The sequence below is a fragment of the Pseudomonas sp. A genome (assembly GCF_056270345.1).
Window position 1 is genome coordinate 4300193 of record NZ_CM149873.1, and the last position, 25701, is coordinate 4325893.

Sequence of the window (25701 nt, forward strand, 5' to 3'; positions counted from 1 at the left end):
TGCCCGCGATGATGGCCTGAACGGTTGATGGCCTCATCGCGGGGCAAGCCCGCTCCCACAAGCCCGCTCCCACGAAACGACGCCCCAGGCCTTTCCTCAGGCCAGGTCGAAGCGGTCCAGCTCCATGACCTTCACCCACGCCGCCACGAAGTCCTTGACGAACTTGTCCTTGGCATCGCTGCTGCCATACACCTCACTCAAGGCACGCAGTTGCGCATGGGAGCCGAACACCAGGTCGACCCGGCTGGCGGTCCATTTCACCTGGCCGGTCTTGCGATCACGGCCTTCAAACGCTTCGTTGTCCGCCGAGGTCGGCTTCCACTCCACGCCCATGTCCAGCAGGTTGCGGAAGAAGTCATTGCTGAGCACGCCGACCTTGTCGGTGAACACGCCGTCCTTGCTGCCGCCATGGTTGGCGCCGAGCACCCGCAGGCCGCCGATCAGCACGGTCACCTCCGGTGCGGTGAGGGTCAGCAACTGGGCCTTGTCCAACAGCAGCTTCTCGGCCTTGACGCTGTATCGCGCCTTGCTGAAATTGCGGAAACCGTCGGCCAACGGCTCGAGCACGGCGAACGACTCGACGTCAGTCTGCTCCTGCGAGGCATCCACACGCCCCGGATGGAACGGCACGCTGATGTTGTGCCCGGCATCCTTGGCCGCTTTCTCCACCGCCGCGCTGCCAGCCAGCACAATCAGGTCGGCCAGGGAGATCTTGTTACCGCCCTCGCTGCGGATCTTCTCCAGTGCCGTCAGCACCTTGTCCAGGCCCTGGTTCGCCGTCCAACCGTTCTGCGGAGCCAGGCGCAACCGCGCACCGTTGGCACCACCGCGCTTGTCGGAGCCGCGGAAGGTCGAGGCCGAGGCCCAGGCGGCGGAAACCAGTTCAGGGACACTCAGCCCCGAAGCCAGCACCTTGGCCTTGAGCGCGGCGATATAGGCGTCGCTCGGTTGCGGTCCTGATTTGGGCAACGGGTCCTGCCACAGCAACTCCTCGTTGGGCATTTCTGGCCCTAGGTAGCGGGCCAACGGGCCCATGTCACGGTGGATCAGCTTGTACCAGGCACGGGCGAAGGCGTCGGCAAGCTGGTCGGGATTGTCCTTGAAACGCCGGGCGATGGGTTCGTAGACAGGGTCGAAACGCAGCGCCAGGTCAGAGGTGAGCATCGAGGGCGCATGTGTCTTGCCCGGGTCGTGGGCATCGGGCACGGTCCCCGCACCCTTGCCGTCCTTTGGCCGCCACTGGTGGGCACCCGCGGGGCTCTTGGTCAGTTCCCACTCGAAATTGAACAGGTTGTTGAGGTACTCGTTGCTCCACTTCGTCGGGGTCGACGTCCAGATTACTTCCAGACCGCTGGTGATAGTGTCGCCGCCCTTGCCGGTACCGAACTTGTTGCTCCAGCCCAGGCCCTGCAGCTCCAGACCTGCGGCTTCCGGCTCGGCGCCGACATTGTCGGCAGGGCCGGCACCGTGGGTCTTGCCGAAGGCGTGGCCGCCGGCAATCAACGCCACGGTCTCTTCATCGTTCATGGCCATGCGGCCGAAGGTCTCGCGGATGTCCTTGCCGGATTTCACCGGGTCGGGCTCGCCTTCCGGGCCTTCCGGGTTGACGTAGATCAGGCCCATCTGCACGGCGGCCAGCGGGTTTTCCAGGTTGCGTTCGGCCGACAGGTCGCGGTTCTGCTCCTCGCCATGCTTGGCGGGCTCGGCCACCAGGTCCCCCTGGCCGGGCGGCTGGGCCTTGACCTGGTCCTTGCCGTAGCGGGTATCACCACCCAGCCAGACCTTCTCCGAGCCCCAGTACACGTCCTCGTCGGGCTCCCACACATCGGCGCGACCACCGGAGAAGCCGAAGGTCTTGAAGCCCATGGATTCGAGGGCGACGTTGCCGGTGAGCACGATCAGGTCGGCCCAGGAGATCTTGTTGCCGTACTTCTGCTTGATCGGCCACAGCAGGCGCCGGGCCTTGTCCAGGCTGACGTTGTCCGGCCAGCTGTTGAGCGGGGCGAAGCGCTGCTGGCCGGAGCCGGCGCCGCCACGGCCGTCACCGATGCGGTAGGTGCCGGCGCTGTGCCAGGCCATGCGGATGAACAGCGGGCCATAGTGGCCGAAGTCGGCCGGCCACCAGTCCTGTGAGTCAGTCATCAAGGCGCTCAGGTCATTTTTCAGGGCCTGGAAATCGAGACTCTTGAACGCCTTGGCGTAGTCGAAGTCCGGGTCCATGGGGTCGGACTTGCTGGAGTGCTGGTGGAGGATCTTCAGGTTGAGCTGGTCAGGCCACCAGTCACGGTTGCTGGTGCCGCCACCGGCGGTCTGATGGAACGGGCATTTCGATTCGTTCGCCATCTGCTTCTACCTTTTGGGTCGGTTCAATTCAGATTTCCGGGCGTTCTTGTATTTTCGTTGCCAGGTGTTGGAACGGGTGCGCCCGAAAGCGCGCCCACTCCTCATCAGTGTGGCCGGGCACGGCGGTGCACCGGCTTTTCGCGGAACCAGCAGAAAGACTAGCCGAGCTTGGGCAGAGGTCTAATAGAGGCGCTATTGGGGGGTGATAGCCTTGCTCTGTCAGCATTGCAAAACGTGTCGCGGGGCAAGCCCGCCCCCACAAACACGTGGGAGCGGGCTTGCCCCGCGACAGCGTTCAGCGCTTGAGTTTGCCGCGTTACTCGGCCACTACCGCCTGCAACCGGGCCCACAGCCGCTCGACATGCGCACGCTCGGTCGGCAGCGCCCCCACCGACACCCGCACCATCCAGCGCCCGTCGAGAGTCGCCGGGGTCACGTAGGCATCGCCCGAATTGTTGAGACGTTCGGCCCAGGCACGGGTATGGGCATCCAGCGCCTCACCCGCGAGGCCCGCCGGGCAATGACGGATGCACAGGGTCTGCAATTGCACCGGCGCCAGCACTTCCCACTGCGCCGTCGCCTCGACCTGGGCAGCCAGCCAACGGGCGTTGTCCAGGTCGCGACGCAGGCGTTGCTGCAGGGCCTCGACCCCTTCGCTGCGCAGCATGAACCACAGTTTCAGCGCGCGGAACCGGCGCCCCAGCGGGATGCCCCAATCGCGCAGGTTCTTCACCTCGCCATCGACCGCCGACTGCAGGTAGCTGGGGTTGGTGCTCATCACCCGGATCAGGTGCTGCGGATCGCGCACGTAGTAGATCGAGCAGTCGAAGGCCACACCCAGCCATTTGTGGGCGTTGACCACCACCGAGTCGGCCAGCTCGATGCCGTCCCACATCCAGCGGCACTCCGGAAGGATCATCGCCGAGCCGGCCATGGCCGAGTCCACGTGCAGCCACAGCTGGTTGGCCTGGGCGATCTCGCCGATCGGACGCAGCGGGTCCAGCGCGGTGGTGGTGGTGGTGCCGGTGGTGGCGACCACGGCGCAGGGCTGGTTGCCGGCGGCCAGGTCCTGCTCGATGGCCTCGCGCAGCGCCTCCGGACGCATGGCGTAGCGGGCGTCGGTGGGGATCAGGCGGATATTGTCGCGGCCGAATCCGGCCAGCAGCGCGGCCTTGTCCACCGAGCTGTGGGCGTGGGCGCTGACGTAGACGATCAATGGCCTGGCCTGGGCCTGCAGGCCGCCGTGCACCTGGGCGTGGTCGGTGGCGCGTTCGCGGGCGCTGATCAATGCCACCAGGGTGCTGGTCGAGGCAGTGTCCTGGATCACCCCGCTCCACTGCCCGCTCAGGCCCAGCAGCTGGCGCAGCCAGTCGAGGGTGGTTTCCTCCAGCTCGCTCAGTGCCGGGCTGGACTGCCACGACAGGCCGAGCACGCCCAGGCCGGTGCTGAGGAAATCGCCGAGCACCGACGACAGGGTGCCGTTGGAGGGGAAGTAACCGTAGAAGTCCGGATGCTGCCAGTGGGACAGGCCGGGCATCACCAGCTTGTCGACGTCGGCGAGGATGGCTTCGAACGGTTCGCCTTGCTGCGGCGCGCCCTCGGGCAAGGCGGCCTTGAGGTAGCCCGGCTGGACCTGGGCCATGACCGGGCGCTCGCCGACGGTCTGGCGGTAGTCGGCGATCAGGTCGATCAGTTGGTGGCCGTACTGGCGGAATTGTTCGGGGGTCACGGGGGCTCTCCTGTGGATTGTCAGGTGCGTGTGCCGGCCTCTTCGCGGGGCAAGCCCGCTCCTACAGGGACCGCGCAATCCTGTAGGAGCGGGCTTGCCCCGCGAAGAGGCCGGCACTGGCAACACAATGCCCGCAGTCTAGGCGCCTGCCGGCTTGCGAATAACCCCGCTTCGCGCATAGCTGCTATGGCGAAGGCGCATGCCCACCTTGCACGCCGAACTGCGACTGGCGCCACACCTCGAATACCCGGTTGCGCAGCCAGCGGTGCTCGGCCGAGGCCTGCAGGCGCTGGTGCCACACCACCCAGTAGCGCTGGGTGTGGTCGATGAAGCCCATCGGCCGCCAGCTCAGGCCGTGCAGCCGCGCCAGTTGCCGGGCGATGTGCTCGGGCACTGTAGCCAGGGCCTGGCCATTGCCGAGCACCTGGACCATGGCACTGAAGAACGGCACCTCCAGGCTGATGCGCCGCTGCAGCCCCTGGGCGCGCAAATGACGGTCGATGAAGCTGTCCTTGTCGCCGCCCCCGGACACCCGCACATGCTTGAAGGCCAGGTAGTCGTCCTGGCTCAGCTCGGCGCGGGTGCTCAGCGGATGGTCATGGCGCATCAGGCACACCGCCCGGTCCTCGCCCAGCAGCCGGCCGTGCAGGTTGGGCGGCGATTCGTCGAACAACGTGGTGGCCAGGTCGATCTCGCCGCTGGCAAGCAAGGCGTACTGCCCAGCCTGCCAGGTGCGGTACTCCAGCGACACGCCCGGCGCTTCCTGCTCCAGCACCGCGACCAGCTGCGGCAGCATGTGCTCGGCCACGTAGTCGGAGGCGGCGAGGCAGAAGCGCCGCTCGCAGCGCGCCGGGTCGAACGCCGCGGGCTGGCGCAGGGCGTTGAGCTCCTCCAGCACCTGGCGCAACGGCTCGACCAGCGCCTCGGCGTGCTCGCTGAGCACGTAGCCACGGCCCTGGCGGACCAGCAGCGGGTCGTCGAATGCCTCGCGCAGGCTGGCCAGCTGGCGGCTCAGGGCCGATTGGCTGCAGCCCAGGCGTTCGGCGGCGTGGCTGAGGTTCTTCAGCTGCAGGAGGCAGTCGAGGGTGCGCAGGTGGGCGAGGCTGAGGGAGGCGAAGGTGGGGTGCATGGCGCAGGTCCGGAAATGATCGCGGGGCAAGCCCGCTCCCACAGATGTGCTGGGAGTGGGCTTGCCCCGCGAGGATGACGCGCGGATCAGTCGGTCAGGCCGACATAGACGTTCTGCACGTCTTCGTTCTCGTCGATCGCCTCGAGGAAGGCCTCGACCTCGGCCAGCGCTTCGGCGCTGAGGCTGGCTGCGCTCACCGGGTTCTTCGGGGTGTAGCCGATCTTCGCCGAGGTGACGGTGAAGCCATGCTCCGGCAGGGCCTTCTGCACGGCATCGAGGTCGGTGGTGTCGGTGATGAACAGGGTCGAACCCTCTTCCTCGCCATCCTCGAAGTCCTGGGCACCGGCTTCGATGGCCGCCATTTCCGGGTCGGCGTCGCCTTCCGGGGTAGCCTCGATCAGGCCGACATGGTTGAAGTCCCAGGCCACCGAACCGCTGGCGCCGAGCTGGCCCTTGCGGAACAGCACGCGGATCTGCGCCACGGTGCGGTTGATGTTGTCGGTCAGGCACTCGACGATCAGCGGCACCTGGTGCGGGGCGAAGCCTTCATAGCTGACCGCATGGTACTGCACGGCCTCGCCGTCCAGGCCCGCGCCTTTCTTGATCGCGCGCTCCAGGGTCTCACGGGTCATCGAGGCTTTCTTGGCCTGGACGATGGCCAGGCGCAGGCGCGGGTTCATGTCCGGGTCGGCACCGGACTTGGCAGCGATCTGGATCTCCTTGGCCAGCTTGCCCATGACCTTGCCTTTGGCATTGGCCGCTGTTTCTCTATGTTTGGCTTTCCACTGTGCGCCCATATCGACTCTCTTTGTTTCCGCGGCCGGTTCAGGAAGCGACCGGCCTTAATAAAGTGGGGAGAGTTTATACGCCCTGCGCACCGGGTTCGACAAGAAATCGCGTCAGCCTCAGCCCTTGTCCGCCTTCCCCGCCGCCGCCGCGAACTTCGCCAGGCGCACGTCCAGCCGGCGCGGCCGCACACCGCGGTCTTCGGCGCGCTCCTTGCGGCGGATGGCATTGCGCACCAGCAACGACCCCAGGTAGCGCACCGGTTCCGGCGGGAACTGCCCCAGCGGCCCCTTGACCAGCGGCGAGCGGGTCCAGGCGTTGTCCAGCCCCAGTGCCAGCGACGACAGGATCTGCCCGCCCATGTGGCACGGCCCCACCCCGCTGCCGGAGTAACCGAAGCCGTAGAACACGTTGCCCTGCCCATCGAGCCGACCGAAGAACGGCAGCCCGGTCACCGAGCGGTCCGACGGCCCGTTCCAACTGGCCGCCAGCGGCACCTCGGCCAGCGCCGGGAAGAACTCGCCCAGGCTCTCGCGCAGCAGCGGCTGGTACGGCGACGGCTGGTCGAACACCGGCAGCATGCGCCCGCCGTAGGCGAAGGTATTGCCGCCCTTGCCGAGCATCAGCCGGCCATCGGAAGTGTTGTGGTAGTAGTGCACGAAGATCCGCGAGTCGAGCACACTGACGCCGCTGTCCAGGCCGATCCGACCCAGCAGTTCGGGGCACGGCTCGGTGATCACCATGTCGCTGGAGACGATCGCCACGCTGCGCCCGAACTGCGGGAAGGCCCGCGCCATCCAGGCATTGAGACCCAGCACCACACGGTCGGCGCGAACGGTGCCGGCGCGGGTGCGCACCTGCACCGGCGCGCCATGCTCCAGGCCGGTCATCGCCGTGCCCTCGTGGATGCGCACGCCACGCTGCAAGGCCACCCGGCGCAGGCCGCGCACCAGCCGCCCCGGCTGCACCGTGGCCGCGGCCGGCGAATACCAGCCCTCCAGATGCCGTTCGGAACCGGCCAGACGCTGCACCTGCTCCAGTACCAGGCGCTGAAACGAATTGATCCCCTGCTGCTCCAGCGCGGCGATCACCGCATCGGTGCCACCGAGCTGGGCCTGGTTGGTGGCGGTGTAGAGCGTGCCGTCCATGCGGTAGTCGCAGCGAATGCCGTTGGCCGCGCAGAACTCGCCGATGGCGCCGATGCTGCGCTCGGACTCGCGCACCAGGCGCACCGCCTCGGCCACGCCGAACAAGCGCTCGAGGGTGAAGTACTTGGCCGACCAGGACAGCGCGCAGCCACCGTTGCGCCCGCTGGCCCCGGCGCCGCAGATATCCGCCTCGAGCAGCAGCACTTCCAGCTGCGGCGCCTGTTCCTTGATCATCAGCGCGGTCCACAGGCCGGTGTAGCCACCACCGACGATGCACACGTCGCAGCGCACGTCGCCGGCAAGCGGCGGGCACGGCGCCTGGTCTTCCTGGTCCAGGGCCTGTTGCAGCCAGAAGGGTCTCATCTACTTGCTTTCCTTTAGGTACGCAGTGGCTTGATCGCCATGCTGGTGTTGGGTGCCACATCGGTGGCCTGGGGTGCTGTTGCCGGGCGGCTGTTCCAGTGCGGCAGCAGCACCAGGGCGGAGAACAGCGCCGTGCCGGCGAAGACGATAAACACCGTGACGCTGTCGAAGTAACCGGGCAGCAGGCCGCCGAGCACCGCACCCACCGAGCCGCAGCCATTGACGAAACCGGCCGCGGTGGCGCCGGCCTTGGCCGTGCCGAAGTCGATGGCCGCGGCGCCGCTGATCATCGAGTCCGGGCCATACAGGGTCAGGCCCATCACAAACAGCAGGGCCACCACCAGCAGCACGCTGCCGCTGTGCATCGCCGCCATGAAACCGGCCAGGGTCAGGGTCAGCAGCACCAGGCTGATCACGCAGGCCGGCATGCGCCGGGCGCCGAACAGTTTGTCCGAGGCCAGGCCGATGAGAATCGGCCCGAGCAACCCGGCCAGTTCGAAGGCCGTGGGAATGATCGCCGCGCCGACCTTGCCCACCGACGGCATCTGCTCGAAGACGATCACCGGGCCCCACAGCAGGATGGCGTAGCGCGCAGGTTTGAGCATGAAGTAGGCCAGGCCCAGGGTCAGCACCGTGCGGTTGCGCAGGATCTCGCGCAGCGGCGCCCAGACGCTGCACAGATTGCCCCCCGGCGCCATGCTCTGCGGCTCGGGCTCTACCGCCGGCAGGCCGACGTCCTCGGGCTTGTTGCGCTGGAAAATGAAGAACAGCACCGCCACCACGGCCACCACCACGGCGCTGGAGAAGAACGCCGCATGCCAGGTGCCGACCAGGGTGTAGGCCCACCAGCCGGCGAACGGCGAGGCCACCAGGCCGCCGAAGGCGTAGCACGAACTCCACAGCCCCAGCACCCGTCCGCGCTGGGAGGCCGGGAAGAAACTGCCGATGTTCTTGCACAGCCCCGCCCAGCCGGTGGACTGCGCCAGCCCCTGGATCAGCATGCAGGTGGCGAAGATCGGGAAGGTCGCGTAACTGCCCATCACCACCGCGGCCGCCGCCGAGATCAGCAGCCCGCCCAGCACCACCACACGGGGGCCAAAGCGGTCGGCGAGCATGCCCCAGGTGAACTGGCCCACGGCGTAGGCGGCCAGGTAGATCGCATCGAGGTTGGCCATGGCGGCCTTGTCGAGCATGAAATTCGGATCCTCGCCGATACCGAGCTTGGCCACCGAGAAGGCTTTGCGGGTGAAATAGAAGGCGGCGTAGGCCAGCCAGGTGATCGCGAAGATCTGCACGCGCCAGCGTTTGATGGCGCCCAGGGATTGATTCATTGACTCTGACCTCTTGCTTGAGTGTGCCGGCAGAATGTGAAGAAACGCCTGTCTTGTTGTTGTGTTGCGCACTGCGTGACGGAGGGACGTCACCTGGTCAGATGGCGGTGGTGCCGCCATGGCCGACATGGCGCCGCTCGTGGCGGCGCAGCCGGGTTGAAACACATGGAAACAGCTGCTGACTGATAAATAAAATCGATTTATCGTATTTCACACATAAGCCCAGCTTGTAAGCGGAGTGTTCGATGTCGGTCTCCCATGCTCAACTCAAGGCCTTTCATGCAGTCGCCGAACAGGGCAGCTTCACCCGTGCGGCGCAGAAGCTGTTTTTGACCCAGCCGGCGGTGTCCGACCAGGTGCGCAAGCTCGAGGAGCGCTTCGGTGTGCTGCTGTTCCAGCGCAACAAGCGCTCGGTGCAGTTGACCGACCTGGGCGAGCGCTTGCTGGGCGTGACCCAGCGTCTGTTCGCCTGTGAGGCCGAGGCCGTAGAGCTGCTGCAGGACTCCCGCGCCCTGCACACCGGCAGCCTGACCCTGGCGGTGGACGCGCCGGTGCACGTGCTGCCGCAGATCGCCCGGTTCTGCCAGCGGTATCCGGGGATCCAGGTGAAGATCGAGACCGGCAATACCGATGAGTCGCTGGCCCGGCTGTTCAGCTACCAGGCGGACCTGGCCCTGCTCGGGCGCGATGTCGATGATGAGCGGTTGTTCTGCGTGCCGATGCGGCGTGACCCGATGGTGGCGTTCGTTTCGCACAACCATCCGTGGGCCAGCCGGGGGCAGATCAGCCTGGCGGACCTGGATGACACGCCGTTGGTGCTGCGTGAGCCGGGGTCGGTGACGCGGCAGACGCTGGAGGAGGAAATGCAACGGGCCGGGTTGCGGATCCGGCCGGCGATCCAGGTCGAGGGGCGTGAGGCGGCGCGGGAGGCGGTGGTGGTGGGGATTGGCGTGGGGGTTGTTTCGGCGGCGGAGTTCGGGGCTGATGCGCGGGTTTGTGCTTTGCCGATTGTGGATTGTCGGCGGCATTTGACTGAGACGCTGGTTTGTTTGAGTGAGCAGAGGACGCGGCGGGTGGTGGCTACGTTTTTGGAGATGGTTTTGGAGGGGATTTAGGGCTGGGGCTTTAGTGATTGTTTTGAACTTTGCATACATATTCGTAGGCGATGTCGACATTTAGTCACCTTTTCGCCTTTACGGCGACCTACTTTTCTCTAGGGAAAAGTAGGCAAAACCGTTCCGCTCCGTTCATCCGGCCCCTACGCTGCGCTCCGGGGTTCCCTCGCTCCGTTCTTGCTCCCGGGAGGACCGCGCTGAACGCCCCATCCTGGGGCGCAGCGCTTGACGGGCATCCATGCCCGTCACCTCCCTTCGCAAGAACTCCACTCGGCCTCCTGAAGTCGCAATTGGTGTTGCCTGATCTACCGCGCGCTTAGAAGCAAGAGCAAGAGCAAGAGCAAGAGCAAGAGCAAGAGCAAGAAACGCGAAGCTAGTTGTTTGACCATTAGTTAGGTATTGGCTGTTCCTGCCCTTTCGCGGGGCAAGCCCGCTCCTACAGGGTTTTATATAACGGCGACTATTGCGTGGGAGCGGGCTTGCCCCGCGATGCGATCGAGAGATTAATTAAGTTTGAACTAGCGACAGCTGCGCCAGTTCAGGCGCCGCCCGTAACTTCGCGACTTCAGGAGGCCGAACGCAGGCCTTGCGGAGGGAGGTGACGGGCATGGATGCCCGTCAAGCGCTGGGGCCCAGGATGGGCCCTGCAGCGCGGTCCTCCCGGGAGCAAGGCCGGAGTGAGGGAACCCGGAGCGAAGCGTAGGGCCGGATGAATGGAGCGCAACGGCTTTGGTTACTTTGGCCAAGACCAAAGTAACCCGCCGTAAGGGCGGAAAGGTGAATAAGCGTCGACATCGCAAATGAATGCGCATACAACTATCAAAACAATAACCGCCCAGCCTCAGAAACCCAGAAACCCAGAAACCCAGAAACCCAGAAACCCAGAAACCCAGAATCCCAGAATCAAAAAACCATGACAAACTAACCCGACTCCAACAGCAAGGCCCCACCCACCATGTTCTACCGCCTGGCCGCCGACACCCTGGTCCTGTTCCACCTCTCGTTCATCCTGCTGGTCCTGTTCGGCGGCCTGCTGGTGCTCTGGCGCCGCCGCGCCCTGCTGATCCACCTCCCCGCCCTCGCCTGGGGCCTGGCCGTGGAAGGCCTGCACCTGGAGTGCCCCCTGACCGACTGGGAAAACCACCTGCGCACCGCCGCCGGCGACGCCGGCTACCACGGCGGTTTCGTCGAACACTACGTCTGGCCAGTGATCTACCCCGCCGGCCTGACCCCACAGATCCAGCTGTGGCTGGGCACCGTCGTGCTGCTGCTCAACCTGGGGGTCTACGCCTGCGTGATCTGGCGCCTAGCGCGTCGCCACCACGAATAACCGCGGGAACGGCAACAACACCCTGCCATCGCTGGCCGGCGGATAGTCACGCTGCATGGCCTGCAGGTAAAGCTGCAGGAAACTCGCCTGCTCCTGCTCATCCAGCCGCGCCAGGTAAGGCCGCAGCGCCGAGCCCTTGAACCACTCCACCACCGCCTCGGCACCACCTTCCAGCGGGTGGTGATAGGTGGTGCGCCACACATCCACCCGCGTACACAGCGGGCTGAGCAGGTCGTAGTAGAAGCCGGCGTTGTGCCGCGGCGGCAGGCTGAAATCGGCGAACTTCCCGGCCCAGGGCCCCTGGCTGGCGATCTCGCGCAACCGGCGGTGCGCCGGCTCGTCGAGGTTATCGGGGGTCTGCACGGCCAGGCTGGCGCCCTCGCTCAGTTGCCGCACCAAGTGCGGGTAAAGCTTGGCGTGGTCCGGCACCCACTGTAGCGACGCGTTAGCAAGGATCAGGTCCTGAGGCTCGTGGGCCGTCCAGCTGGCAATCTCGCCAATCTCGCAGCGCACCCGCGGAATGCTCAGGCGTGGCCGCTGCCGGGCCTTGCCGATCATGTCCGGATCGCTGTCCAGGGCCAGGACCTGGGCATCCGGACAGCGCTGCAGCAATACCTCGGTAGAGTTGCCCGGGCCGCAGCCCAGGTCCGTGGCATGCCGCACCGGACGCGCCGGCACGGCAGCCAGCAGATCGCGCACGGCGCGGGTGCGTTCGTCTTCGAACAACGAATACTGGGTGGCGGACCAGGCCATGGGCGACTCCTTGTAGGGCAATTGTGTGCAGCATAAGCCATGTCGGCATGTAGCAACGTAAGGATGATCTGACTGGCAAAGGAGGCGATGCCCACAAATGAAAACGGCCGATCCCTTAAAAGGGACCGGCCGTTGCCAGAGGCACTGCCGCGATCAGTGACGCGTGGCGGTACGGATCTGGTGCACCACGCCCATCGCCACCACGATCGCCGCGGCGATGCCGGTGGAAATCACCAGGATCTGGTAGTCAGGCATGAAGGCCATGGTCACCAGGGCCGCCACGATGAACAGGATCACCAGGTAGGTCAGCCACGGGAACAGCCACATCTTCAGGCGCACTTCCTTGCCCTCGGCGATCAGCTTGCGGCGCATGCGCAACTGCGAGAAGGCGATCACCAGGTACACCAGCAGGGCGATCATGCCGGTGGTGTTCATCAGGGTTTCCAGCACGTCCTTCGGCCGCAGGGTGTCGCTGAAGTTGATCAGCGCGCAGAACACCGCCACCAGGCACGAGCCGATGATCGCATTCACCGGCACGCCGGTACCGGTGCGGGTGTACTTGAACAGGCGCGGCGCGTCGCCGCGCTGGGCCAGGGAGAACAGCATGCGCGAGGCGGTGTAGTGGCCGGAGATCAGGCAGCTGCTCACCGAAGTCAGCACCACGAAGTTCATCAGCAGCTCGGCATACGGCACACCCAGCAGCTCCAGGGTACGGCGGTAGGCGCCATAGCCGGAAACGCCCAACTGCGGGTCGTTCCACGGTACCAGGCAGACGATCAGGAAGATCGAGCCGACGTAGAACAGACATACCCGCCACACCACCGAGTTGGTCGCCTTGACGATCTGGGTGGCCGGATCCTTCGCCTCGGAGGCCGCGATGGTGACGATCTCGGCGCCAAGGAAGGCAAACATCACCCCCAGCAAGGCCCCGATCACCGTGGTGATGCCGTTGGGCATGAAGCCTTCGGCGGTCAGATGGGTGATACCGCGCACTTCGCCGAACTGCCAGATGTTCATCACCGCGGCGGTGCACACCACCAGGAAGCAGACGATCGCCACCACCTTGATCAGCGCGAACCAGAACTCGAACTCGCCGTAGTGCTTGACGTTGAAGAAGTTGACGGTGATCAGCAGCAGCGTCGTGGCCAGCACGAACACGTTGACGCTCACGTCGGGGAAGAAACCGTGCAGGATCTTGCCCGCCACGTAGGCCTCCCAGGCCATGAGGATCACCCAGTACCACCAGTACAGCCAGCCGATGGTGAAACCGGCCCAACGGCCAATGGCGCGGTCGGCGTAGGTGGAGAACGAGCCGGTGTCCGGCGAGGAGGTCGCCATTTCGCCGAGCATGCGCATGATCAGCACCACCAGGATGCCGCCGGCGAGATAGGCCAGCACGGCGGCCGGGCCGGCGCTGTGGATCACGCTGCCGGAACCGACAAACAAGGCGCCGCCGATCACCCCGGCGATCGACATCATCGTCAGGTGGCGCGACTTGAGCGAGGCACTGAGCTTGCTCTCGTGCCCATCCTTCGCGGTGGTGGATGTGGATGTTGCGTCCATCAGTTATTTACCCCGTGCTTCTTTTTATCCAAGGAAAAACTGTGAAACCCCGATGGTTATCGGTCTCACCTGTACATCAGTGCTACTGCGGGCAGGGAGGTGTGCGGAGCACACGCAGGCCATCCGTGGCGGCCTGCTTACGCGGCCAGAGGCAACCCTCTGGACGAACTGAACCATGCTGGGGACGGACGAGAAGCGTCCGGCCAGGCGAAAGGAAGGTGCGGGGCAAACCCCGACGGCAAAGCAGCGATGTTGTGATTATTCATGGCGCTGGTACGTGCTGTGTTGGCTATATCTGACACGTAATGTAAAAATGTCGAACACATAGGGCCATGCACAGCGGCATGAAAATCGCACTGCACTGTACAGGCCGCCGATGCAATACACCCGCGATACCCCCTGCAGGCACCCGAATGCTCCAGCTCCATCCGGACTCCTCCACCCCGCTGGTCAACCAGATCATCGACGGGCTGCGCGCGCTGATCGACGACCAGACCCTCAAGCCCGGGGCCAAGGTCCCGTCGATCCGGGCGTTCGCCTCGACCTACTCGGTGAGCACCTTCACCGTGGTCGAAGCCTATGACCGCCTGGTGGCCCAAGGGTTGCTGGTGAGCAAGGGCAATGCAGGGTTCTTCGTCAATCGTGCGGCGAACGAGTTGCTGGAAAAGCACAACGTCGAAGTCGACACCAGCCGCCCCACCTTCAATTCCGAGTGGTACCTGCAGCAGATCTTCGAGATCCGCCAGTTGCCATTCAAGCCGGGTTGCGGCTGGCTGCCCAACGACTGGATGTACGAGGAGGGCCTGCGCCGCGGCCTGCGCCAGGTGGCCGGCAGCCCGCTGGAGCTGTCCGGCTACGGCGACCCCCTGGGCCTGCCGGAGCTGCGTGCGCTGACCGCGCAGAACCTGCAGCAGGAACTGTCGATCGTCGCCAACCCGGCGCAGCTGATGCTCACCCACGGCGCCAGCCAGGCCCTGGACCTGGCCGTGCGCACCCTGGTACGCCCCGGCGACGTAGTGCTGGTGGACGACCCCGGCTACCCCAACCTGATGAGCATCCTGCGCACCCAGGGCGCCACCCTGGTGGGCGTGCCTCGCACTCCGGCCGGCTACGACCTCGACCAGCTAGAGCGCCTGCTGGCCCACCACCGCCCAACGGCCTTCTTCACCCAGCCACACCTGCACAGCCCGACCTGCTCGCGCACCCCGCTGGCGCAGCTGCACCGTTTGCTGCAACTGGCCAGCCAGCATGGTTTCCGCCTGGTGGAAAACAACCTCTACGCCGACATGATCGCCGACCCGCTGCCGTGCCTGGCCAGCCTCGACCACTTGCAGCAGGTGGTGTACGTGGGCAGCTACTCGAAAAGCATTTCACCCAACGTACGGGTCGGCTACCTGCTGGCCAACCCCGAACTGACCCAGCAACTGCTGCACCTGAAGATGCGCTCGGGCCTGACCACTTCGCAGGTGATGGAACGGGTGGTATACGCCGCGATCATCGACGGTCGCTGGCGCAAGCACCTCAAGCGCCTGCGCCAGCGCCTGGCCGAGGCGCACCAGGAAGTCGGCCGGCACCTGCACCGGCTGGGCTTCGAGCTGTTCATCGAATCGGATGAGGGGATGTACATCTGGACCCGCCATCCGGCGATCCCCGACAGCGCCGCGCTGCTGGATGATGCCCTGGAGAAAGGCATCATGCTCGGGCCCGGGCAACTATTCATGGTCGATGCCAAGGCCACCGGGTGGATGCGCTTCAATGTGGCGTTCAGTACCGATCCGGCGATGTGGGAGTTGCTGGAGAAGGTGTTGGTCAAGCACGTTCGCCGAGGTTGAAGTCAACACTTCTCATAAGCGCGGAAGTAGCCCGGCGTACTCACCTAAAGAGAGTGCGAAACACCCGCAGCCCTGCTCCGCCCCAGCCACGCATACGCCAACGCCAGCAACCCCAGCACCAGCCCGGCAAACACCGCCACCACCAGCTGGCTGTAGCGCGCCAGCAGCGCCGGGAACCCCACCACTTCGCGGGTCACCTGGATATCGGCGCTGCCATCGGCATCGCGGATGCTGATGCCGCCCTGGCGGATCTGCGAATAGTCGGCGTCGAAGTACACCCAGACCTTACTCTCGCTCACCCCGTCGATGGCCGGCAGGTCGATGCTGCTGGTGGGCGTCGGCACCAGCGTGTCATTGCCGGCGGCGTCGCGCACCTGCACCAGGCCTTTGGCCGGCAAACGGATGTGCACGGCCTTGAGCGGCGCCTGGGCGGGGTTGTACAGCTCGATGAGCAGGCCGGTGCGGTGATCCACCAATCCGGCCTCGAACGGCCTGGCAAACAGCTGCAGATACGGGGCCTGGGCCAGATCGACCAGCTTGTCGATCTGCGGATGGCTGAGGGAACCAGCGCCGATCTCGCTGATCTGCGAGTGCAGCCGCTCGTACTTGAGCAGGTCGTTGGCCTGGCTGATACGCTCGCTGAACTGGCCCGGATAGGTGAGATGGGCGTAGGTCAGGCGCGCCTGCAGGCGGTCGTCGTCGCGCAGCACCGCATAGAGCGCGGCGGCGACGGTGACCAGGGCCAGCAGGCCCACCAGGGATTTACCGACTTTTTCCCAATTCACCTTGAGGGTTCCTTGTTTACGGGCGTGACGAGAGGCAAGGCAGGCAAGGGTGCCAAGAACACCGGGTTCGGGCAAGGGTTGGCTGCGTGTGATGAAGCGGTCTTGTGCGATGACCGAAATGTAAGCGTTTCCCTGTAGGAGCGGCCTTGTGCCGCGAAAGGGCTGCGTAGCGGCCCCTGGATTTCAGCGTCGATGCAAAGATCGCCGGGGACGCTTTGCGGCCCTTTCGCGGCACAAGGCCGCTCCTACAGAGGAGGTGATCGGCCGCATCAGCCCCGCGCCAGCAATCCCGGCACAGCCACCACCAGCATCGCCACCCCGGACAGGGTCAGCAGCCCCAGCACGATCCGGCGAAACGCCAGTTCACTGATCCCCAGGTACAGCCGCGTGCCCAGCAGCGTCGGCACTGCCATCGCCAACGCCACCACCGCGAACGCCGGCAGCAGCGCCGGGGTCACCAGCCCGCTGCCCAGGTAGGTAAGCATGGTCACCGCCAGCATCGACAGGTTGAAGTTCTGGATCACCGCCCGCTGGGTGTCGCGCTCGAACCCGCGCAGGGTGCACCAGAGCGTCGGCACCGTGCCGGTAAAACCACCGATGCCGCCCAGCACCCCGCCGACCATGCCCACCGCGCCATCGGCCAGGCGCCCGCCCTGCAGACGCGGCAGGCGCGGCGCCAGCAGCATCAGTGGGCACCACACCACCAGCAGCGTGCCGAACACCGCCTTGAACCACAGCATGTCCAGGTAAGGCAGCACCCACACGCCCAGTGGAATCCCCGCCAGCCCGCCCAGCACGAAGGGCCACAGCAGCGTCCAGCTGAAGCCCCGGCGCACGCTGAACACGGCGATCAACTGCCCGGTAAGGCTACCGAACACGGTCAGTACCGCCGCCACCCGTGGCTCCAGCCCCCAGGCCCAGAACGACATGGCCACCATGCCGAAGGCAAAGCCCGACAGGCCCTGGACGAAACCGGCGACGATGGCGCCAAGGGCGATGAGATAGAGCGGATCCATGTGGGCTCCCTGCGACGATCGATGACAACGGCTGGGGAGCATTCCCCACCCAGCAATGGGTGTCCAGCCCCAGGTTTGCGGCAACATCTTGAGCGTTTCTCGTTCGCAACATTGCAACATCTTGAAACAACTGGCGTTTGGCCATTTACCGCTTGGCACAGCCGTTGCTGACCTCTGTTCAAGGCACATCGCCGCTCCTCGAGTGGCAACAGATGCCAGTCTGCACAACACGGGGCATACGGCAATGAAGAAACCAGCTGCAACATCGACCCAGGTGTCCAGGTTGTCCTCCCTCACGGCACTGCTGCTCAGCCTGGGGCTGGCCAGCGCGGTCGCCGGGTCGCTCGACGACGTGAGCCAGCCACCTCCTACCGATCCTTCCGCGTACAGCGACCCGCCCGCCACGCCAGCGGCCCAGGCGGCGGCACTGGAGGCCCTGAAGTCGATGCCCGAGGCCAACGAAGGCTCGCTGGAGCTGACCAATGGCGTCTACGGCACCCGCGGCACGGTGACCAGCAACAACGTGCTGCCCCCTGCGTTGCAGACTTCGCGCAAGTACCCCACCAACGGCAAGCCCAGCCCCTTGTTCGGCGCCGAGCCGTTCACTCAGCAACTGCTGCTGTTCGAAGAGTTCGGCCCGGAGAAACTCGACCCGGCCACCCCGCCCTACGCCATGACCTTCCCGCCGCCCGTGATCGGCGCGGCCCCCGCCCAGGACCCCGACTACGCCGCCCGCAGCAGCCCCAACGGCAACGCCCTGGAAGCGTTCCTGACCCAGCCGGGGCTGACGCCGTTCCCGTCGCAGTACGCCAACGTGCTCGACCGCAACCCGTGGAAGGCGCAGATCGAGATGTTCCTCAACCGCAGCGGGGTCGGCTCGCCCGCCGAAGGCCGTCCGCCAGGAAAGGGCTGGTCGCACCAGCGCTGGAACGAGTTCTACCCCCAGGCCGCGTTCAAGACCGCCCAGGCCGGGGCGCGCATCAACCAGGGCCTGCGCGACCGCAAGCAGCTGCACAACTACGCCAAGGGTGAATTCGCCCCGGGCGGGCTGTACTACCAGACCTCCGACATCCCCACCACCCTGGGCACCACCAAGGGCATCGACACGCGCTTCCACCCGAAAATGCCCCTGCAGGGCCACAAGGCGCTGTGGACCTTCGACGGCACCTTCCCGGTCAAGCTGCTGATGGTGCGCTACGGCCAGCCGGTACTGATGCGCCACTACAACGCCCTGCCGATCGACCCATCGGCCAACAACGGCTTCGGCCTGCACACCATCTCCACCCACGAGCATAACGGCCACTCGCCGGCCGAGAGCGACGGCTTCGCCAACGCCTACTTCTTCCCCGGCCAGTATTACGACTACCGCTGGCCGATCCAGCTGGCCGGCTACGACACCATCAACACCCGTGCCCAGGACCCGCGCGCCGCCTTCCCCTGCGCGCCGGGCGAAACCCTGTACGTCAACGACGCCTCACCAGGCCTGAAGACCTGCGAGAACGGCAGCATCAAGATACGCGGCGACTGGCGCGAGACCATGAGCACCCACTGGTTCCACGACCACATGCTCGACTTCACCGCGCAGAACGTCTACAAGGGCAACGCGGTGATGATGAACTACTACTCGGCCATCGACCGCGGCAACGAGGCCCTGCAGGACGGCGTCAACCTGCGTTTTCCCAGCGGCGCGGCGATGCCGTGGGGCAACCGCGACTATGACGTCAACCTGGTGATCGCCGACAAGGCCTGGGATGCCAACGGCCAGCTGTGGTTCAACCCGTTCAACACCGACGGCTTCCTCGGCGACCAGATCCTGGTCAACTGGCAGTACCAGCCCAAGCTCAAGGTGCGCGCGCGCAGCTACCGCTTCCGCATTCTCAACGGCTCGGTGTCGCGTTACTTCAAGTTCGCCGTGGTGCGTGAAATCGCCGGCACCAGCGGCGAGTTCAAGGGCCCGACCGGCTCCAACCTTTCCTACGCCCGGGTGCCGTTCCACATGATCGCCAACGACGGCAACATCATGGAACACGCCGTGCCGTTCGACGGCACCCTGGACCTCAACGGTGACGGCAACCTGCAGGACAACAACGCCATCATGCCGCTGCAGGGCATCGCCGAGCGCTACGACATCATCATCAATTTCGCCAGGAACGGGATCAAGGTCGGCGACAAGCTGTACTTCGTCAACCTCATGGAACACGAGACCGGCAAGGGCCCGAAACAGCCCATCGCCCTGGCCGACGTGCTGTCGGGCAAGTACAAGCCTGTGATCAAGCAGACCAGCAACGGCCCGGAATGGGATGGCGGCGACCCGGTGGTCGGCAAGTTCATGCAACTGATCGTGCAGCCCTACACCGGCCAGGACGTCAGCATGGACCCGAGCCTGTATGAACCGGCCAAGCCCGGCAAGGCTGCTGGCCTGGCGATGATCCCCCTGCCCATCGACCGCAACAGCGCCAGCGATCAGGTCAAGATCAAGGCCGCTCGCCACCGCGAGTTCATCTTCGGCCGCTCCGACGGCACCGACAGCACGCCCTGGACCATCAAGACCGACGGCGGCTTTGGCTTCACCATGGACCCACGGCGTATCAGCGCCGCCCCGCAACTGGCCAACGAAGCCACCGACGCCGGCTTCAGCGGCGATGGCACCCTGGAAGTGTGGAAGATCAAGAACGGCGGCAACGGCTGGAGCCACCCGGTGCACGTGCACTTCGAGGAAGGGGTGATCCTCAGCCGCGACGGCAAGGCGCCGCCGGAATGGGAAAAATGGGCGCGCAAGGACGTGTACCGCATCGGCCCGGATGCTGATTCGTCGGAAGAAGTGGAAATGGCCATTCGCTTCCGCGAGTTCGCCGGCACCTACATGGAGCACTGCCACAACACCCAGCACGAGGACACCTCGATGCTGCTGCGCTGGGACCTGGAACACCCCGGCCAGTTCCAGATGATGCCGACGCCGCTGCCCGGCTGGGATGGCGTGGAATACATCAACTCCGCCGCCCTGCCGACCTTCCGCACTGCCAGCAGTGGCCCCGGCAACGACAGCAACAAGCCGCCGGTGGCGGTGAACGACAGCGCCGCGACCATGGCCGGCAAGCCGATCGTGCTCAACGTGCTGGCCAACGACACCGATCCCGACGGCAACCTGCCGCTGAGCATCAGCAGCCTGGCTCAGCCCGACTCCGGCCAGGGCACGGTGAGCAGCAACGGCACCCAGCTGACCTATACCCCCCCGGCCACGGTCGCCACGGCATTCACCGCCAGCTTCACCTATGCCGCGCGCGACGCCAAGGGCCTCGAGTCGCTGGCGCCGGCCACGGTGAGCATTGCGGTCTCGCCGGCGGTACCGATGGACCAGATCCAGGTCAGCAGCGCCACGGTACAGTTGCGCAGCAACAGCCGCTGGACCTGGGAAATCGCCGGGACCACCTCGGTGGCCGCCGGCAACAGTATCCGGGTCTCCACCAACACCACCAGCGGGCCGCTCGACCTGGGCCTGGCGACCCTGACCACCAGCGGCAGCGGCGCGCGCTGGAAGTTGTCGGTGACCACTACTGGCAGCGGCCCGGCCTCGCCACCGGCGGTGACGGTGAAGTCGGCGCTGGGGCAGAGCGTGACGGTGCCGCTGAGTATCCGTTGATTTCGCCAAGCCCCCATGAGGATTGGCGTGGGAGCGGGCTTGCCCCGCGATGGACCCACCGCGTGGCACCGGCTCTGCCGGTGTTCGCGGGGCAAGCCCGCTCCCACGCTGTCCTTGCCTGTCCCCTGACCAGAGGGTAGAACCATGCCCCGCCTCTGCCGCCTGCTGCTCCTGCTGCTGCTCCCCCTCAGCCTTGCCTGGTCGCTCCCCCCCAGCACCCGCGCAACGCCCTCCACACCCTGGGGCGCCGACTACTTCCCCAACATCCCCCTGCTCACCCAGGACGGCCAACAGGTGCGCTTCTTCGACGACCTGATCAAGGACAAGGTGGTGGCCATCAACTTCATCTTCACCGGCTGCGGCGACTCCTGCCCGGTGGAAACCGCGCGCCTGCGCCAGGTGCAGAAGCTGCTGGGCGAGCGCGTCGGCCAGGACATCTTCATCTACTCGATCAGCATCGACCCCTACAACGACACCCCCGCCACCCTCAAGCGCTACGCCGAGAAGTTCGCCATCGGCCCCGGCTGGACCTTGCTCACTGGCGAAGCCGCCGACATCGAGCAACTGCGCCGCAGCCTCGGGCTGTACATCGAAGGACTGGAGAACGGCCGCAGCAAGGACCACAACCTCAGCCTGATCATCGGCAACCAGGCCACCGGCCGCTGGATGAAGGCCTCGCCCTTCGAAAGCCCGTACATCCTCGCCGACCGCCTGGCCAACAGCCTGCACAACTGGAAGACCGCCAGCGCCCAGCGCCGCGACTACACCCAGGCCCCGGATATCCGCCCGCCGAGCGCCGGCGAACAACTGTTCCGTACCCGCTGCTCGTCGTGCCATACCCTGGGTGATGCCGAGCCCGGTGCCACCCGTGGCATCGGCCCGGACCTGCTGGGGGTGACCCGTCAGCGGGATGAACAGTGGCTCAAGCGCTGGCTGAAGGAGCCGGATCGGATGCTGGCGGAACAAGACCCGCTGGCAATGCTGTTGTACGCGCAGTACAACCAGCTGGCGATGCCCAACATGCGCCTGGGGGAAACCGAAGTGGCCGCGCTGATCAGCTATCTCGAGGAAGAAACACAACGGCGCCAGGTGCCCTCGGCGCAACGTTGAACCTCGACCCTTGACCGCCAGCGCCGCCCCAGCCCATGCTCAACCGCTTCCATCCCACGCTCAAGGAACGACCGCATGAAGCTGGAAACACTCGCCATCCACGCGGGCTTCAGCCCCGACCCGACCACCAAGGCAGTGGCCGTGCCGATCTACCAGACCACCTCGTTCGCCTTCGACGACACCCAGCACGGCGCCGACCTGTTCGACCTCAAGGTCGCGGGCAACATCTACTCGCGCATCATGAACCCCACCAACGACGTGCTCGAGCAACGCATGGCCGCCCTCGAGGGCGGGGTCGGCGCGCTGGCCGTGGCCTCGGGCATGGCCGCCATCACCTACGCCATCCAGACCGTCGCCGAAGCTGGTGACAACATCGTCTCGGTGGCCAAGCTGTACGGCGGCACCTACAACCTGCTGGCCCACACCCTGCCGCGCATGGGCATCACCACCCGCTTCGCCGCCCACGACGACATCGCCGCCCTCGAGGCCCTGATCGACGCGCGCACCAAGGCAGTGTTCTGCGAGTCGATCGGCAACCCCGCCGGCAACATCGTCGATATCGCCGCGCTGGCCGAGGCAGCCCACCGCCATGGCGTGCCGCTGATCGTCGACAACACCGTGGCCACGCCGATTCTCTGCCGCCCGTTCGAGCACGGCGCCGATATCGTCGTGCACTCGCTGACCAAGTACATCGGCGGCCACGGCACCAGCATCGGCGGCATCGTCATCGACTCGGGCACATTCCCCTGGGCCGACCACAAGCAGCGTTTCGCCCTGCTCAATACTCCCGACCCGTCCTACCACGGCGTCACCTATACCGAAGCCTTCGGCCCCGCCGCCTTCATCGGTCGCTGCCGCGTGGTGCCGCTGCGCAACACCGGCGCCGCGCTGTCGCCATTCAATGCCTTCCTGATCCTGCAAGGCCTGGAGACCCTGGCCCTGCGCATGGAGCGCCATACCGAGAATGCGCTCAAGGTCGCCCGCTACCTGCAGGAACACGACCAGGTGGCCTGGGTGAAATATGCCGGCCTGCCGGACCACCCCGAGCACCAACTGGCCCGGCGCTACACCGGCGGCAAGCCGGCGGCGATCCTGTCGTTCGGCATCAAGGGCGGCCAGGCCGCCGGGGCGCGCTTCATCGATGCGCTGCAACTGGTGGTGCGCCTGGTCAACATCGGCGACGCCAAGTCGCTGGCCTGCCACCCCGCCTCCACCACCCATCGTCAACTCAACGACGAAGAGCTGGAGAAGGCCGGCGTACCGCGCGACATGGTGCGCCTGTCGATCGGCATCGAGCACAGCGACGACATCATCGCCGACCTCTCCCAGGCCCTTGAGGCCAGCCGCGGCTGATCGACCCGCGCCCCACCCAATGCCGACGGCGGGCGCGTACCCTGCAGAACCGGAACCTCGCGTAATGACCCTTTTCTACCTGAAACTCCTGGTCACCCCGCTGCTGATGTGGGCCATCTCCCTCGCCTCGCGGCGCTGGGGCGGACTGCTCGGCGGGCTGCTGTCCGGTCTGCCGATCACCTCGGCCCTGGTGATGACCTTCCTGTGCCTGGAGCAAGGCACGGGCTTCGCCCTGGGCGCGGTGCCCGGCGCGCTGGGTGGGTTGGCGGCGGTGCAGGCCACCTACGCCTTCTACCTGTTCGCCACGCGCAGGGTCGATATCGCCCCGGCCGTGCTGCTGGCGATCCTGTTCTACGGCCTGGCGGCCTATGCCTTCACCCACTGGGGTGGGCTTTACCTGTCGGTGGCCGTGGCGCTGCTGCTGATCGGCGTGCTGATCCGCGCCAGTGGCCGCGAGCCCAGGCCCGACACCCTCGCCCGTCCCCGGCAGCGGTATTGGGAGATTCCCTTGCGCATGGTATCGGCCACCTCGCTGCTGATGATCACCACCAGCCTGGCCAGCTGGCTGGGGCCGGCCACCAGCGGCATGCTGGCGCCAATACCGGTGATCGCCTGGCCGCTGGTGGTGTTCGCCCATGTGCAGGGCGGCCGAGCCGGGATGGCGGCGATGGTGCGGGGCAATGCCATTGGTGCGCTGGGAGTGATTGCATTCTACCTGGCGATGGCGGGGTTGCTGGAACGATTGGGGGTTGCCGTGACCATCGGCCTCGCCATGGGCCTGGCAGTGGCACTGACCGTCGCGTTGGCGGCGGCGCTGCGCCGGGTACCGACCGATTGACCAGTGATTCGAACAGGTCCCGGGTTTGATCCATCCTCCCTGGGGCCAGCCCCTCCAGCGAAATATCGACTAGCCTGAATGCTCCTGTTGCCAACCTGACAAGGTGAAGACGATGAGCATGATGGACTGGGACGCCTACCGTAAGCAGTTGATGGCCGGCATCGGCGATCTCAAGCAACTCTCACCCGATACCGTGGCCGGCTACGCGACCGCCAGCGGCGCCGGGGCCAAGACCAATCACCTGGACGCCAAGACCCGTGAGCTGATCTCATTGGCCGTCGCCGTCACCACCCGCTGCGACGGCTGCATTGCCGTGCATTCGCAGCAGGCGGTCAAGCACGGCGCCACCCGCGAGGAGATCGCCGAGGCCCTGGGCGTGGCGGTGGCAATGAACGCCGGCGCCGCGCTGGTCTACTCGGCCAGGGCGCTGGACGCCGTGGGCAAGACTGGCGCCTGAAACTTCATGGCGCCGCCGCCCTTGCGCGACGGCGCCGCGACACCCAGACTTGGCGGTTCAGCCCGTGCAGGAACCACCATGATCCAGATCCGCCCCATGACCCCGGAAGACTTCGAACGCTTCTGGCCGACCTTCCAGGCCATTGTCCAGGCCCGCCAGACCTACGCCTTCGACCCGGCCCTGGACGTCGACCAGGCGCGTCGGTTGTGGCTGGAAACCCCGTTGCGCACCCTGGTGGCCGAGGACGACGGCGTGCTGCTCGGCTCCTACTTCCTCAAGGCCAATGCCGCCGGCCCCGGCGGGCATGTCGGCAACTGCGGCTACATGGTCTGCGAGCAGGCCCGCGGCCGGGGCGTGGCCAGGCTGATGTGCGAGCACTCGCAGAAGCTGGCGCGCCAGGAGGGCTTCCTGGCCCTGCAGTTCAATTCGGTGGTGGCCAGCAACGAGGTGGCGGTGGCGCTGTGGCACAAGCTCGGCTTCGAGACCGTCGGCCGCCTGCCCAGGGCTTACCGCCATGCCGAGCTGGGCCTGGTGGACTGCCTGGTGATGTACAAGTGGCTGGCAGACGAGCCGGTGGTGGAAAAGCCGGCGCTGCTGATCGGACGCAAGAATATCGAGGCGCGGGTTTCGCGTCGGCGCGGGCGCTGAACCCATCGCGGGGCAAGCCCGCTCCCACGATCCGATTGCCTGGAGCTGCCAGGGTATCGCCGTGGGAGCGGGCTTGCCCCGCGATCAGCGACAACGCAATTGCAGCTAACCCATTGCCCCACCAGATATTTTCCTGCCACCCAGGCGATTGACTCGCCACCCGTTCGATGGTCAGATGCGCGCCAGTTTCAGGTGTCCTGCGCCGCCGCGCGCAGGGTGAAACGGGAAGCCGGTGCGTCGTTGTCACGACAAGTCCGGCGCTGCCCCCGCAACGGTAAGCGAGCGAATCCTTCGACAGACCACTGTGCGCACGCATGGGAAGGTGAAGGCTTCATGCTCCTCGCAAGCCCGGAGACCGGCCTGAGGCTTCACTTGGCAACCCGCGGTGGGCGGGCGCAGGCCGGTATCCGCGCGCGCCTGCGTGCGCGCTTC

At 66.0% G+C, this 25701-nt stretch carries 19 protein-coding genes and 1 riboswitch; of the genes, 9 read left to right on the forward strand and 10 right to left on the reverse strand.

Going from position 1 to position 25701, the window contains the following annotated elements; genetic code table 11:
• Positions 1–96: 96 nt before the first annotated feature.
• The 6 genes from katG to AC0MAZ_RS19085 all read right to left on the reverse strand — a co-directional run bounded on the left by katG (position 97) and on the right by AC0MAZ_RS19085 (position 8829).
• Positions 97–2343: a catalase/peroxidase HPI gene (katG, locus tag AC0MAZ_RS19060; protein WP_475858849.1), complete on the reverse strand. Its 2247-nt coding sequence runs from the start codon at positions 2341–2343 to the stop codon at positions 97–99.
• 316 nt (positions 2344–2659) lie between these two features.
• Positions 2660–4072 (reverse strand): pyridoxal phosphate-dependent decarboxylase family protein, encoded by a 1413-nt coding sequence (locus AC0MAZ_RS19065; RefSeq protein WP_203652324.1) that lies wholly within the window; start codon positions 4070–4072, stop codon positions 2660–2662.
• A 184-nt stretch (positions 4073–4256) separates the two neighbouring features.
• Positions 4257–5201 carry a LysR family transcriptional regulator gene (locus AC0MAZ_RS19070; protein ID WP_203652323.1) on the reverse strand — a complete coding sequence of 315 codons (945 nt, stop codon included), beginning with the start codon at positions 5199–5201 and terminating at the stop codon, positions 4257–4259.
• Positions 5202–5287: 86 nt separating this feature from the next.
• Positions 5288–5998, reverse strand: a complete 711-nt coding sequence (locus AC0MAZ_RS19075; RefSeq protein WP_232855581.1) for a YebC/PmpR family DNA-binding transcriptional regulator — start codon at positions 5996–5998, stop codon at positions 5288–5290.
• A 108-nt stretch (positions 5999–6106) separates the two neighbouring features.
• Entirely contained in the window at positions 6107–7498 is a 1392-nt protein-coding gene (locus AC0MAZ_RS19080; protein ID WP_475858850.1) for an FAD-dependent oxidoreductase, read from the reverse strand.
• A 14-nt stretch (positions 7499–7512) separates the two neighbouring features.
• Complete coding sequence (locus tag AC0MAZ_RS19085) at positions 7513–8829, reverse strand: MFS transporter (RefSeq protein ID WP_234563100.1); 1317 nt, start codon at positions 8827–8829, stop codon at positions 7513–7515.
• Positions 8830–9074: 245 nt separating this feature from the next.
• On the opposite strand from AC0MAZ_RS19085, the gene AC0MAZ_RS19090 reads away from it, so the two are divergent.
• Complete coding sequence (locus tag AC0MAZ_RS19090) at positions 9075–9944, forward strand: LysR substrate-binding domain-containing protein (protein ID WP_186733062.1); 870 nt, start codon at positions 9075–9077, stop codon at positions 9942–9944.
• A gap of 955 nt (positions 9945–10899) precedes the next feature.
• Positions 10900–11274, forward strand: a complete 375-nt coding sequence (locus tag AC0MAZ_RS19095) for a DUF2784 domain-containing protein (protein ID WP_232855585.1) — start codon at positions 10900–10902, stop codon at positions 11272–11274.
• Here the strand turns inward: AC0MAZ_RS19095 and tam are convergent.
• Complete coding sequence (tam, locus tag AC0MAZ_RS19100) at positions 11251–12027, reverse strand: trans-aconitate 2-methyltransferase (protein ID WP_475858851.1); 777 nt, start codon at positions 12025–12027, stop codon at positions 11251–11253. The genes AC0MAZ_RS19095 and tam overlap by 24 nt on opposite strands.
• Before the next feature lie 153 nt (positions 12028–12180).
• The gene (locus AC0MAZ_RS19105) at positions 12181–13590 is read right to left on the reverse strand and encodes an amino acid permease (RefSeq protein ID WP_232855587.1); all 1410 of its coding nucleotides are present in this window, start codon (positions 13588–13590) and stop codon (positions 12181–12183) included.
• Positions 13591–14003: 413 nt separating this feature from the next.
• On the opposite strand from AC0MAZ_RS19105, the gene AC0MAZ_RS19110 reads away from it, so the two are divergent.
• Positions 14004–15422 (forward strand): aminotransferase-like domain-containing protein, encoded by a 1419-nt coding sequence (locus AC0MAZ_RS19110; protein ID WP_028692010.1) that lies wholly within the window; start codon positions 14004–14006, stop codon positions 15420–15422.
• Positions 15423–15466: 44 nt separating this feature from the next.
• Here AC0MAZ_RS19110 and AC0MAZ_RS19115 read toward each other — a convergent pair whose 3' ends face one another.
• Together AC0MAZ_RS19115 and AC0MAZ_RS19120 are read right to left on the reverse strand one after the other, a co-directional pair.
• Positions 15467–16207 (reverse strand): hypothetical protein, encoded by a 741-nt coding sequence (locus AC0MAZ_RS19115; RefSeq protein WP_475858852.1) that lies wholly within the window; start codon positions 16205–16207, stop codon positions 15467–15469.
• A 269-nt stretch (positions 16208–16476) separates the two neighbouring features.
• Positions 16477–17223 carry a sulfite exporter TauE/SafE family protein gene (locus AC0MAZ_RS19120; protein WP_186734299.1) on the reverse strand — a complete coding sequence of 249 codons (747 nt, stop codon included), beginning with the start codon at positions 17221–17223 and terminating at the stop codon, positions 16477–16479.
• Positions 17224–17467: 244 nt separating this feature from the next.
• Between AC0MAZ_RS19120 and AC0MAZ_RS19125 the strand changes: the two genes are divergently transcribed.
• The 6 genes from AC0MAZ_RS19125 to AC0MAZ_RS19150 all read left to right on the forward strand — a co-directional run bounded on the left by AC0MAZ_RS19125 (position 17468) and on the right by AC0MAZ_RS19150 (position 25269).
• On the forward strand, positions 17468–20863 hold the full coding sequence (locus tag AC0MAZ_RS19125) for an Ig-like domain-containing protein (RefSeq protein ID WP_475858853.1): 3396 nt from the start codon (positions 17468–17470) through the stop codon (positions 20861–20863).
• Positions 20864–21007: 144 nt separating this feature from the next.
• Complete coding sequence (locus tag AC0MAZ_RS19130) at positions 21008–21973, forward strand: SCO family protein (RefSeq protein ID WP_232855590.1); 966 nt, start codon at positions 21008–21010, stop codon at positions 21971–21973.
• A gap of 75 nt (positions 21974–22048) precedes the next feature.
• Positions 22049–23326, forward strand: coding sequence for a bifunctional O-acetylhomoserine aminocarboxypropyltransferase/cysteine synthase (locus AC0MAZ_RS19135; RefSeq protein WP_254464156.1), 1278 nt, complete (start codon positions 22049–22051; stop codon positions 23324–23326).
• A gap of 64 nt (positions 23327–23390) precedes the next feature.
• Positions 23391–24164, forward strand: coding sequence for a hypothetical protein (locus tag AC0MAZ_RS19140; RefSeq protein WP_234560703.1), 774 nt, complete (start codon positions 23391–23393; stop codon positions 24162–24164).
• A gap of 112 nt (positions 24165–24276) precedes the next feature.
• Complete coding sequence (locus tag AC0MAZ_RS19145; protein ID WP_198742706.1) at positions 24277–24621, forward strand: carboxymuconolactone decarboxylase family protein; 345 nt, start codon at positions 24277–24279, stop codon at positions 24619–24621.
• 78 nt (positions 24622–24699) lie between these two features.
• Positions 24700–25269, forward strand: coding sequence for a GNAT family N-acetyltransferase (locus tag AC0MAZ_RS19150; RefSeq protein ID WP_203652316.1), 570 nt, complete (start codon positions 24700–24702; stop codon positions 25267–25269).
• A gap of 173 nt (positions 25270–25442) precedes the next feature.
• Positions 25443–25647: riboswitch (cobalamin riboswitch) on the forward strand.
• Positions 25648–25701 lie beyond the last annotated feature (54 nt).